The sequence below is a fragment of the Priestia sp. VA7 genome, assembly GCF_055710015.1.
This window is the reverse complement of the sequence record NZ_JBVQPN010000001.1, coordinates 1,124,794-1,137,189: the sequence shown is the minus strand read 5'-3', so window position 1 is coordinate 1,137,189 and position 12,396 is coordinate 1,124,794. Positions and strand designations below refer to the sequence as shown.

General features: G+C 34.1%; 12 protein-coding genes and 1 pseudogene. 5 read left to right on the top strand and 8 right to left on the bottom strand.

Features of this window, described 5'->3' with window-relative positions; genetic code table 11:
- Positions 1-30: 30 nt before the first annotated feature.
- Both murQ and AC0C45_RS06045 read right to left on the bottom strand, forming a co-directional pair.
- On the bottom strand, positions 31-921 hold the full coding sequence (murQ, locus tag AC0C45_RS06050; protein ID WP_013084385.1) for an N-acetylmuramic acid 6-phosphate etherase: 891 nt from the start codon (positions 919-921) through the stop codon (positions 31-33).
- A 447-nt stretch (positions 922-1,368) separates the two neighbouring features.
- Positions 1,369-2,211, bottom strand: coding sequence for a TrmB family transcriptional regulator (locus AC0C45_RS06045; RefSeq protein WP_047933125.1), 843 nt, complete (start codon positions 2,209-2,211; stop codon positions 1,369-1,371).
- 157 nt (positions 2,212-2,368) lie between these two features.
- Between AC0C45_RS06045 and AC0C45_RS06040 the strand changes: the two genes are divergently transcribed.
- From AC0C45_RS06040 to AC0C45_RS06030, 3 genes and pseudogenes are all read left to right on the top strand, one after another.
- Positions 2,369-3,316: a DMT family transporter gene (locus tag AC0C45_RS06040; RefSeq protein WP_171776771.1), complete on the top strand. Its 948-nt coding sequence runs from the start codon at positions 2,369-2,371 to the stop codon at positions 3,314-3,316.
- 649 nt (positions 3,317-3,965) lie between these two features.
- A pseudogene (locus tag AC0C45_RS06035) lies at positions 3,966-4,738 on the top strand (alpha/beta fold hydrolase).
- A gap of 425 nt (positions 4,739-5,163) precedes the next feature.
- Entirely contained in the window at positions 5,164-5,964 is an 801-nt protein-coding gene (locus AC0C45_RS06030) for a DUF2935 domain-containing protein (RefSeq protein ID WP_034649810.1), read from the top strand.
- Positions 5,965-6,321: 357 nt separating this feature from the next.
- Here AC0C45_RS06030 and AC0C45_RS06025 read toward each other — a convergent pair whose 3' ends face one another.
- From AC0C45_RS06025 to AC0C45_RS06015, 3 genes are all read right to left on the bottom strand, one after another.
- Positions 6,322-7,524, bottom strand: coding sequence for an iron-containing alcohol dehydrogenase (locus AC0C45_RS06025; protein WP_237892755.1), 1,203 nt, complete (start codon positions 7,522-7,524; stop codon positions 6,322-6,324).
- A 92-nt stretch (positions 7,525-7,616) separates the two neighbouring features.
- Positions 7,617-8,126 (bottom strand): GNAT family N-acetyltransferase, encoded by a 510-nt coding sequence (locus AC0C45_RS06020; RefSeq protein WP_047933132.1) that lies wholly within the window; start codon positions 8,124-8,126, stop codon positions 7,617-7,619.
- Positions 8,127-8,360: 234 nt separating this feature from the next.
- Positions 8,361-8,702, bottom strand: coding sequence for a hypothetical protein (locus AC0C45_RS06015; protein WP_053215332.1), 342 nt, complete (start codon positions 8,700-8,702; stop codon positions 8,361-8,363).
- A 683-nt stretch (positions 8,703-9,385) separates the two neighbouring features.
- On the opposite strand from AC0C45_RS06015, the gene AC0C45_RS06010 reads away from it, so the two are divergent.
- The gene (locus AC0C45_RS06010) at positions 9,386-9,577 is read left to right on the top strand and encodes a hypothetical protein (RefSeq protein ID WP_016766338.1); all 192 of its coding nucleotides are present in this window, start codon (positions 9,386-9,388) and stop codon (positions 9,575-9,577) included.
- Positions 9,578-9,977: 400 nt separating this feature from the next.
- Here the strand turns inward: AC0C45_RS06010 and AC0C45_RS06005 are convergent, their stop codons facing one another.
- From AC0C45_RS06005 to AC0C45_RS05995, 3 genes are all read right to left on the bottom strand, one after another.
- Complete coding sequence (locus tag AC0C45_RS06005) at positions 9,978-10,145, bottom strand: hypothetical protein (RefSeq protein WP_162837691.1); 168 nt, start codon at positions 10,143-10,145, stop codon at positions 9,978-9,980.
- A gap of 196 nt (positions 10,146-10,341) precedes the next feature.
- Positions 10,342-10,725: a hypothetical protein gene (locus AC0C45_RS06000; RefSeq protein ID WP_237892757.1), complete on the bottom strand. Its 384-nt coding sequence runs from the start codon at positions 10,723-10,725 to the stop codon at positions 10,342-10,344.
- Positions 10,726-10,820: 95 nt separating this feature from the next.
- Positions 10,821-11,423: a type 1 glutamine amidotransferase family protein gene (locus tag AC0C45_RS05995; RefSeq protein WP_047933133.1), complete on the bottom strand. Its 603-nt coding sequence runs from the start codon at positions 11,421-11,423 to the stop codon at positions 10,821-10,823.
- A gap of 226 nt (positions 11,424-11,649) precedes the next feature.
- Between AC0C45_RS05995 and AC0C45_RS05990 the strand changes: the two genes are divergently transcribed.
- Positions 11,650-12,363, top strand: coding sequence for a hypothetical protein (locus AC0C45_RS05990; protein WP_237892759.1), 714 nt, complete (start codon positions 11,650-11,652; stop codon positions 12,361-12,363).
- Positions 12,364-12,396: the final 33 nt, after the last annotated feature.

Here is a 12,396-nt window from a genome sequence, read left to right as displayed (position 1 = left end):
TTGTTTCCATCTCCCTTATAGTTTCGCTACTTAATTCACGATCGCTTGACGGATAAATCCTTGTGTTTGTTCTAAGCGATGTAAAGATTCCTCATATGAAAGGCCTGTCAAAATCATGACTATAGCAAGCTTAGAATTACAATTTGCTTTTGCTAAGTACTCTTCTGCCGTATCATACGTGCATGAAGTTGCTTCCATCACAATTCGTTTTGCGCGTTCTACGAGCTTTTCATTCGTCAGCTGAACGTCTACCATTAGATTTCCATACACTTTTCCGATACCTACCATGGAAGCTGTCGAAAGCATGTTACAAACCAATTTTTGTGCTGTTCCAGCTTTTAAACGAGTCGAACCTGTTAATACTTCAGGACCATTTATTACTTCAATTGCAATGTTTGCTACCTTTCCAATATCAGAACCTTTATTGCAACTAACAGCTACTGTCTGAGCTTCAATTGAGTTCGCATATTCTAATGCTCCAATGACATAAGGTGTACGACCACTTGCTGCAATCCCCACAACGATGTCCGCCTTAGTAAGTCGAATGTTTTGTAAGTCTTCCATGCCTAACTCTTTACTATCTTCTGCTCCTTCTACTGCTTTAATAAAGGCTTTTTCTCCGCCGGCAATTAAACCTATTACTTCATCTGGACTTGTACCAAATGTAGGCGGACACTCAACAGCATCAAGCAAGCCGATGCGTCCACTGGTTCCTGCACCTATATAAATAAGGCGCCCCCCTTGTTTCTTAGCTTCTATAATAGCTTCTACAGCTTTTGCAATAGAAGGAAGTTCTTTTTTTATCGCACTCGCAACTTTTTCATCTTCTTCATTCATGGTTGTAAGAAAATCAAAAATGGACATTTCATCCAGATTCATTGTTTTTTCATTACGAGTCTCAGTAGTTAAATGTTCAAGCATTTCTTATCATCCTATCTTTGTTTTTGTTTGAAATCGTTCTCAAGTACAGAATAACGTGTTTGAAATTTAATTTCAACAATTATTTTAAAATGTTAAAATTTAATTTCAAAAACTATAGTAATATGTGACTTTTAACAAACATCATATGACTAAATCTTAGTAAATAAGACAACTTTCGCTGTATAAAGATCAAGCATTTCTTATACCAATACTGACTCCTTGCCTACTGTAGGAAGGATTCTTTTTTACATACGTTCCTAAATAGGCCATTATGGTAACTAAAGATGTATACGATACATCGCTTAAAAACAGAAAAACCACTGACCTCAATCAGTGGTTTTTCTGTTTATTAAAAAGTAGTCAAATAATGCTTCATCCATCTTGAGTAGTTATCCAAAAATCATATGATAAGTAATTTTATTATTAGTATATATGCATTAATACTGGCTATTTAATCAAACCTAATTTTGCTGCTACGCTATAACCTGATGAGTTAAATTTAAATCGATTACGAAGTTCAATAAGATTCGGTCCAAAGCTTGATTCTAGGATTCCTCGATGTTTTTTCATCATTTCATAGATATACAAGTCGTGAATGATTACTTCTGTAATTGGCATAACTAATCCCGGATGCATCGTCCAGGCAGCACGGCTGTCCTTACCAAGTGATAGTATACCTGCAACTACCTCTCGATCATCAGCGCTTAGAACAATCCATCGTCCCCCATATTCATTGGTTATTTCTTCGCTTGCATCATGCTGATGAACCTGCGCAAAATCAAATACTAAATCTCCATAGGACACAATTAAAATTTCTACGCCTCTTTTGGCTGCTGCTTGTAATTCTTCTTTTAATTCCTGGGCATCTTCTGACCATATTTCCAATAGAATACGCCCTGTAGCTTCTTTTATAGCTTCCTTTGTGCGATTTAATATAGGCTCATACCCTGTAATGTTCCAAATATTTTCTCTGTTTAAAGATACATAAGAATAATTTTCGAGAGCTTCCTCAGCTACTTCCAACGAAGATTCAGCTTTACGTTTTTTCAAGTTGATTAATTCATTAGGAGGTAAGGGTGTGTACAGAGCAGGATTTTCATGACTGACCATGATTTCTCCTCGATCTACTAGTCCTCCCAATACTTCATAAATTTTAGATCTGGGCACTCCAGAATTTAATGAAATAGCATACCCTGAAAGAGGAGATTTTTCTAGTAAAGCTAAATATGCTTTTGCCTCATATTCAGTAAAATTAACATCTTTCAAAATTTTTATTATATCTAGTGTCATGATTGGTCCTCCTTGATAATACCGGGATAGAGTCAATAATTTCAAACTAAGTATACCATTAGTGCCCTTGACAGTTGGGTTTAAAAATTATAATTTAATTTTAGTTGCTACAAAAGTAGCTACGTAATAGTTTTTAATACTGCTTGGAGGTGTACTAATGGATACAATGATAGCGAAACAACAAGAAAGCTTAAAAATAAGAAAGGTTAGAAGAGGAAATGGTTTATACATAAGTGCTTCCGTAATAGCCGTCCTTTTATGGAGTACATCGTTTGTGGGGACAAAAATAGCCTATACCTCTTTTCCACCCCTTACATTAGGAGCAGCTCGTTTTGTTATAGCTGCTGTTATTTTAGGACTTATTCTCTTAATCAGGAAAGATAAAATAAAGCCTTCATTCAAGGATATAGGATTAATGTCTATAAGCGGTGTACTAGGCACTACCCTTTATTTTTCTCTGGAGAACATAGGAGTTGAACTAACAACAGCATCGAATGCCGCTATTATTGTAGCGTCGTATCCTGCTATAACGGTTTTAATGGAATTTCTCTTTTTTAGAAAAAAGACATCATGGGTAAAGGCCATAGGAATTGGAGTAGCGATGATAGGTGTATATCAAATATCCTATAGTCCTGAAACTCAGACAGATGATAAACAATTAATTGGCAATATTATATTAATTGCGGCAGGTTTTATTTTTGCTCTCTATAACTTCACAACTCGTAAAGTTGTCAAAAAATATTCCATGATTACGATCTCTTTTTATCAAACTTTGGCGGGAGCTATTACCTTTATTCCATTAGCCTTTATAGAGAAGTCAAGTTGGCAAACACCAGATATAAGATCATTTCTAACCTTATTGTACCTAGGCGTTTTCTGCTCGGTTATCGCTTTTTTATTATATAATTTTGGATTACGCAAATTATCTTCTAGTTCTGCGATGACGTTAATGAATCTTGTTCCTATTTTTGGTGTGTTATTTTCTGTTCTGCTCCTTAATGAAGTGGTAGGCATAAACCAATTTATTGGTGGAATCATTGTCCTTTTAGGTGTAGTTTTGAGTATGAGAGAACCGAGTAAAAAGCATGTTTTAGAAAACAAGTAAAAAATATGCACTATGTACACAAAAGATTCCTGATTAAGCACCAGAAGCTTTTCTTTATATATATAAGTTATCAATAGCTTGCGCAAACTAAAAAAGACGCTATGATAGAGTCAATTACGACTACAATTCAATGAATGGGAGAAGACCATCTCTTTTGACTGGTAAGAGGTGGTCTTTTTCTATTTTTAAACTGTATATAATATATAGATTTAGTTAGGGTACTCACACTTATACGAAATAAGCCAACAAATACACTTAACATGAATAAAGTATGAAAACTTGATCAAACTATGGAATAAATGGAGAGATGTTCATTCTCAATTTCTCATTATGTAGTATAAGCAACCTATAAAAAGAGCTTCCCTTCGGCAGACCGGGGAAGTTTTTCTCTTTATATGATATATTTCATACATTTTTAGTCATCACCATTCACGTTACTAGAATTCTTATTAGCAAGAATACATGACTTTTTTATAGTGAACGTAGTTTCTTCATAATAAATAATAAAAATTTTGTTGATCTCAAACGGTCGAGAATCAACAAGGGACTATATTGAATTAACTGTAAGATAGTAAAGGATTATATCTTTTGTAAATTAGATTAGACTTAACTAAAAAGTACTCATCAACTGATTTTGGAGTGAAAAATAATGGCTTTTATTGAAACAAACACTAATCACTATTTGTATTATGAAGAGTATGGACAAGGCACCCCTGTCATCTTTATTCATCCCCCTGGACTTGGCTATAAAGTATTCCAATATCAACACGAGTTATCCAAACATATGAGAGTCATCTTTCCAGATTTAAGTGGTCATGGAAGAAGCTCAAAACCTAAACAGCCTGTATCAATTTCTTTTTATGCAAAAGAGTTAGTACGTTTTATGGATTCGCTGCATCTAGACAAGGTGATTATATGTGGTTACTCTGCTGGTTGTCTAATTGCTCAAGAGCTAGCTATTCATTATCGCCATCGAATTGAATTATTAATACTTTCAGGAGCTTATCCTATAGTAAGAGATATACCTGGACGGCTATTACATAAAACAGGAATGTATATGGTAAAAGAACATCCGAATATACTAACAACAAGCCTTGCTATAAGTCATACTCGAGACAAAACATTAAGAAAGAATCTAGTTAGTTACATGAGGAAATCAGACCAGGAATGCTGGTATCAGTATTATAATCATTCATTACACTATAACTGTGTAGACAAGCTTCATCGCTTAACGATGCCTTTATTGTTTATATATGGTGGAAAAAAGGATTGGACTGCTCACTATATGAAAGAGTATAAAAATAAGTGTAAGATGCTGAATTCTTTGTTTTACCCAATCAAGGTCACCAACTGCCTACCAAACAGTGGACTCAGTTTAATGAGTTAATTACAGGATTTGTCTTAAATAGATCTCATTTATAAAACAAAGCGAAAAGCCCTTTCTTTAAGTGTTTTTTAACTATTATAAAATACATAACAAACAGAAAAAACTATTGATCTTAATCAGCGGTTCTTCTGGTTGTTGAAAGGTAGTTATAGTGGTGATCGTTCGTCTAGAGTAATTTGCTTAAAAGATTATAAATTAGAAAGCCTCCTGATACGAAATGAATCAGGAGGCTTTTCCTTTAGCGTGTTGTCCACTTGAAGCAATGGGATTAGAGAATCTCTTTCTACTTTACTCTTATAATCGGAAATGAAAAATGAAATATAACTGTTTTTTATAAAATGTAGTTTGGTTTTGATAAAACATTTACCTTAAATGTGCTAGATTTTCTCTTATATATTAATATAAATAAGTTTTCTTTAATATGTATGGAAAGTGACTATCTTATTAAAGGAGGAAAACAATGAATAGTAGCTTTACTCAAAATGCAATTTTTGAACATACATTTTGGATGCAAATTTTGAAAGACCATTCCCAATTTATCTTAGATGCCTTGGCTGAAAAAGAGCAAGAAGAAATCCAGGCGGCTAAAACTTTCATCCAAACTTTTAATAGTTTGTTAGAAGAAGTTAAAGCAGACCATAACAACCTAGAAAGCATTACAATGAAAGCTAAAGCTCAAACAATAGCACTCAAAGAATTTAAACTTTCCTTATTAAGAAAGCATTTAACAACTGACTTCACGATTCACCTTACACCTACTTTTCTAAACCATATGGTCAATGAGCTGGATGAGTATTTATTAATTCTTAGCTACTTAGAACAACAACAAATTCCACCCATCTTTCATGAGCTTCACCATCATTTGTTATGGATATTAGATGCTGCGGGACATGCTGGAGCTATTTCCGATAGTCTTGATGCAGTAGAAAAGCAACTAAAACAAAAGAGTATGCAATTTTCTACCCATTTTGAACATTTTTATCTGAAGGCTGTAGAATTAACTGGTTATTTAAGAACGAACCTTGAATCCTTTCCAGCATTAAAGAGAATGAACAAAGACGTCAAGTTAGAAATAGAGTTATTTCAAGTATTTCTTCATGAGATCGAAGAATTAGAACTATCGAACGAAATGCTTAGTACATTTTCTGCTTTAATGGCTGATCATATGATGAGGGAAGAATGCTACTATTTAACTAAGTTAGCACAATCAACCAATACTGCAAAACCACCTTGTGACCCTACGTCATCTCATTACAAATAGGTGCCAATTTTACCCTTTATATTTGTGAACGATTTAAACGGAGAAATATATCCGATTTTATAAGAAAAGCTATCCCTTTGATTATTTTACAAAAAGGATAGCTTTGAAATGCTTGACGATGGTTTGAGCATCTGCCACGTGCACTTATTAAAAAGTTAGTATGTATTATTATCCTGATTTCTGGAGTACTTTTACTGATTAACACACAAAGAAGTGAAAGACATAAAAGAAGAATATAAACCATTAAGAGAGCGATGATTAAAAAGCACCTAAAAAGAATCCTTTGCTGATTATAAACTGGCTCCCAATTGTTAGACACAGCCTGACAATTGGGAGCCAGTATTTAATCTTTATCTTTTAATTTAAGCTCTCTACTTCAGAATTCCAATTTCTATCTACATGGTTAAAATAGGCTTGTTCAAGAATTTGCATATAATCAGCCTCGGTAATTAAACGGACGTTACTTGACGATGAGTTGTTTTCCATGGCCAACCTTACAATACTCGGAAAGTCTTCTTTCTTTACACCCACTAAATCTTTTAATTTAGGAATGTTTAATAATTCTGTTAAGTCTATAATTCCTTGAATTAATTTTCCAACAGCTACTTCGTCTGAATCTGAATCTTTAGCAAAGCTCATATACCTTGCTAATTTTGCGTGCAGCTGCTTATTCTCCGTAGAATTAAATCGTAATACGTATGGTAAAAATACTGCGTTAGCAACTCCATGCGGGGTATCATAAAGTCCTCCAAGCGCTTCTGCTAGGCAGTGTACTGAGGCAACATCTGCAGATCCAAAACAAAGGCCAGATAAGAGACTTCCTTCCAGCATATCTTGACGAGCCGCTTCATTTTTACCATCGCGGAAAACGATAGGCAATGCCGAAACAATGGTTCTCATTGCTTGAGCCCCAAGCGCTTGTGAAATAGGATTTGTGACTTTACAGGTATAGCCTTCAATCGCATGAACTAATGCATCAATGCCAGTCGCAGCCGTAACAGAAGGAGGAAGACTTAATGTTAGTTCAGCATCAAGAATCGCCAAGACAGGCCTTAATGTACTATGTTTGAGCGTCATCTTTCGGTGTGTAGCTGCTTCCGTGATAACGGCAGAACGAGTAACTTCTGAGCCTGTACCTGAAGTAGTTGGAATACAAATAACTGGTGCAATGTTTGAATACAGAAGTCGACCGTCTGCATAGTCAGATGGTTCCCCGCCGTTTGGGCCGCACAGTGCGATAGCTTTTCCTGTGTCCATTGCACTTCCGCCACCAATGGCAACAACTGCATCTGCACCAAATTCACAAAATAATTTAGCACCTGCCAAACAATTTGTATCTCGAGGATTCTGTTCAATTGAATCAAATACCGACACTCGATAACCAGAAGCCTCCAAGGCAGTTACAATTGGTGAAACTAATCCCGCACGAACTACACCAGGGTCACTAACGACTAAAATTGATGAACCAATATTTAAAGATGTTAGCATGTCTGGTAATTCTTTAGCTTTGCCCATCCCTACCTCGATTTGAGTAGAACAAAAATAGTTATAGGATTTCATTTCTATCTCTCCCTTTGTCTAAAATTAAATGCCTATCTTAAGAAGTACTAGCTTTTTAATTTCATAATAGCAAATGAATTTTAAAAATAAGCTTACTTATTCCATTCCGAAGCTAGTATACCCATAAAATATGTATCTACGTACTTCCCATCCACATAAGCATGATTTCTTAATTTCCCTTCGGTGACAAAACCAATTTTTTCATATAATGCAATGGCCTGTTTGTTTATTCCTCTTGTAGTTAAATAGATTTTATTTAGACGAAGCTGTTTAAATCCTAAATCAATCATTTGCTCCATAGCCATTCGACCGTACCCATGACCTCTAGATTCTGAAGATAGGAGAATTCCTATACTAGCTCTTCCATGTGCGTAGTCTATATCCTTCAGAAATACCCATCCAACTAACTCTTGTTCATCGCTTTCAATTCCTAAAATTAAATCGCTGTTCAATCTTTTCTTTTCTACTTCTTGTACTACTTCTTCATAAGTTAAAGGTGTTCTGCCTATCATTCGTATTGCCCGTTCATCATTTAACCATTTATGTAAGTATTGAATGTGAGTTGTTTCAAATGGGGTAAGGTGTATTCTTTTTGTACTCATTGATTTATCTACTCCTTCTAAAAAGTTAACCACAAACTATAATTCATTCCATACTTGATTCAATAAATATCGCTAGCGAAAGCAAATATACATTTCTGATTACAATATACTTAACAGTCAAATTGAAATAAGTAGATACATAATTGAATGAAACCATTAATCTGTTTAAATAGAACACTTTTGTATGTAATTCTGGAATCAATAAAAAAACCCTCTCTTACATTTTACGTATACTTAATCTTTGTCTTTAATTAGGGTTAATTTATCGGTTTGAGATATTAAATCAATTATCTTATTTCCTTTTTCATAATAAGTAGAGGCCCCTTCTCGGTTCCTTTCCTTCCACCCTTTTGATTTAATTACTAATTTATATCCTGACGGGATGCCGTTTTCTTCAGAAGCTTTAGACCAATCATATATGTTTACACGTTCTTTTCCTTTTACTAGCTTTGCATTTTTAGGGACAGGAAAACTGAAAAATTTATTAGATGGGATATAGGCAAAGAATGTAACAAAATAAAAAATCGCTGCTCCCATTAGTAGAATTGCTAAAACAGTCGTCACGGCTTTTTTCAACTTATTGCCTTTCTTTCAATGACATTTTTACAATGAGATGGATCTTATTGCATTAAGATTCCTTTTGTTTTAGATTTAAGCACCTTTTTGTACATTCGTCCTATATAGCTTTTTCAAACAGGAATAAAGAATACATTCGCTAATTATAAAGAGAAGAACGCTTATAAACGTAGTCGCTAAAAACTCAAAGATGTTAAGAATAGACATAGCGTGTCCCCACCACCAATATCTAAAATCCGTTCCGAACAAAACGAAATGAATAAAAAGAGAAATTGCCTCAACTTCTCCTACTGATCTATAAGAATTTATAATAAGTATTTTTCAAGTAAAGAAACTAATTATGAAAGATAGAATAATGAATACAGAATAAAGAGAACCAGCCAATAAGGCTTCCTATGGGGAATGCATGGTAACCTCCTTTTATATTGATTATTTTACCATTAATTATAATTAAAGGAAGTTAACTTTTAAGGATTTACACCTTAAAAAATATTTAAATAGAAAAAGAATCCTTTTGTAGCATTGTTGACACATTGTTTCTCAAAAAACAGGATTAATTTTCCTCTAATCTAAAGTTCTTACTTCTGACAAACCCCACTACCCCAATCCGATGTAATATGAAGAAGGATTTTTACTTTTTAAGATAGAATAGTTTCTTAAAGAGTCATAAAGGAGTTGATTTCATGTCTAAACAAATAAAAGATAGAAAAGAAATAAAGCTTTTGGATTCTCAAATTTATTTATGTGATGAAATTAGAAAGTTGTTGAAGAAAAAAGAAAAAAGAAGTCTAGCCTTTGAACAAGAGTATACAGAACATGATATATTACACATTGCTTTAAACAGGTTAATGAGTGAGTTAATCTCTAGACATTAAAAACATCACCTATCATTTTTGATATTTTTCGAGATAGATAAGTTTCATATAAATAATAGACAGAATATTTCATTAATAACTTTACTTTGTAAACGCTTTCGTTTATACTAAGTATAGGTTGGATGGCATGAGTGGCTGTCATAGTATTTAGCGTAGGCGGGGCTAATACGAGGGAACAGGACATAGAAGAAATGTCCTTTTTTGTTTGGGCAACATTTCTTAGAAACTAGGAAATGTTATAAAATACTTTCAAACGCTTTTTTTTACTTAGTGTGCCCTATCCAGTCTGGAAATTGAAAAAGACCACCTCTTCCCAGTTACAAGAGGTAGCATTTTTTAAAATTGAATTAACAGTAGTCGTTAGATAATACTTTATTGCATCTTAAGTAAGTTGCTTAATTTAAGAAACAGTATTTATAGACAACATATTCACCGCTTTTTCTAAGAGTAAAATATCTTCTTCAACCATTCTTTTCATATCATCGAGCTCAAGTTGAATATATTCTTCTTTTAAACGTTCTAATTCCCTGACGAACAGGGATCCCGTATAGTACCTATAATTTGTCACTAAGATTTATCCCCTTTGTATGCTCTTAATAGATGTAATTCCCCTTTATTTAGATTAACAACCGATAAAAGCAAGATTTATAAAAAAAATCCTTCCCTGGTGTAGGCAAAGGATTTTTAACTTTATTGGAATAAGGAGAATAGGTTATTAATGTGGTTAGATTTTCAGTTTCATATACATACAACGTTTTATCGTTCTACTTTGATGTTAAATCAAATTTATCTTCTTTCCCATTCCATTTTATTGTCACATTAAAAGGAGCGTTGCTGCTTTGAGTCGCGCATCCGCTGCAGCTCCCATTTAAATTAATTTCCCCTTCTGTCTCGTCATCCGTACCTGACAATGTGCTTGTTTCCCCTTCTACAATATAAGAAACTTTTCCTACTTTCTCCTTGTCTTTTCCTTTATAGATGATACTGCCTTGCCCGTTTTGAGTATTCTCTCCTTTATTTAAAAGATATAAAGCTTTCCAATGATCTCCTTCACCTTCGAAACGCACACTTTCTTCCTTGCTACCACAGCTGCTCAATACTAATAAAAGAATAGACATGAATCCTAAAAACAACAAATTTCTTTTCAATTTTGAATCCTCCTACACGGTAAAAAAGCAGCCATATATCCTATTGAGTAAATTTTTATTACTATCTGGCCTTTTTTTAAGTAATTTAAAGTGAGTTATTTTTCGATATGTTCTCCTGTTATCGGAATAAAACCATTTTTAAATAAAGCGTACCATTCTTCCAGTTCTTTACTCTTTAAAACATTTAATTTATTTAAAATGTCTTTCGAAAATTCTAATGCACCGCTTCCATTAGCTGTAATTAGACAGCTATCACTAACAGATTGTTTTTCTATATAATTTTCATCCCCTCGATAATTAGGTGCTCCTTCTTTCAAATAAGCTAATGAATTACCTGTATGTTTATTCTGATCAAGAAACCCATAGTTCCCTAAAAAGGTCGTTGCATCACAAATCGCTGCAACCGGAATGTTATGTTCAAAACAAAAGCTCACCAGTTTCTTTACCTGATGATTTTTCTTTTCTCTCCATCCCGTTCCCCCAGGTATAATTAACATCGCAAAGTCAAGTTTAAAAGGAAAGTCTTTTAGGCTGTAATCGGGAAGAACGGTCAATCCTCCCATTGAAGTTTTAGGGTGTTTGTCGATTGCCATTGTCTGAACTTGAAATCCTGTTCCCTGTTTATTTAACTCAGCTGTCACATAACTGGCTTCCCAATCAGCAAAACCATCTGTAATAAAGACCATCACTTTTTTCATACACATACCACCCCTAATTCTTGATTAGAAATATAACTAAGCACATGATCAATCACCTATTTTAATTTACCACTATATATATATAGTGTAAAATAAAACCAATATTAAACTATTACGTTTAAAAACATCTATCTATAATTGAACAATGTTTCCATCTAAATCATGGTTTCTCTTCTTCTGTTAAAGGGAATTAAACCCTAAAAGTGAACCTTAAAAGGAGACCACCATGGTTACAATTGAATCAATCATAATAGGTATTGTTTTTATCCTCATTCAACTATACGCATTAACGATCGTCGAACGTTCTCCAATCGGGGAGAAAAAGCTGCTCTCATTATCAGGCGGTGTAGCTATTGCCTATGTATTTATTTATATCTTACCGACGCTTCACAAGAAACAAGAAGAGTTTGGAGGATCGCTAGCCCTTGATACTGAATTATATTTTCTTGGTCTTCTCGGCTTACTCGTCTATTTTTCTGTGTATTCATTTGCTCAGACAAAAGCAGCCACACACCTAACGGAACTGACCGTGTACATGGTACAGGCTAGTTTTTTTATGGTTTATTCTTTTATCATTTCTTATGTCGTATTTTCAACCGATGTTAAACGAGTTGAATCAGTATTCTACGGACTGGCTATCAGCCTTCATTTTATCGGGTGGTCTTACCATCTTGGAAAAAAACATCCGCGCTTACACAAAACTAGAGGTCGCTATATGCTGGCCGGAGCAACTTTTCTTGGGTCCATTCTGGGCGTCTTCGGACCTTCATCAGGACTGCTTATTGAATCTATGATTGCTTTTAGTTCAGGTGCAATGTTATTCAACGTGATCAGTAAAGAGCTCCCTTTTGAAAAGCATGCGCATTTGCCTACCTTTTTAATCTCATCTCTTATCTACACGGCTACAATGATTTCGTTAAAAGCTTTTTTTAATTGGTAGTTGCGTGCGCGTGTTTTTACAAAATAAAAAGAG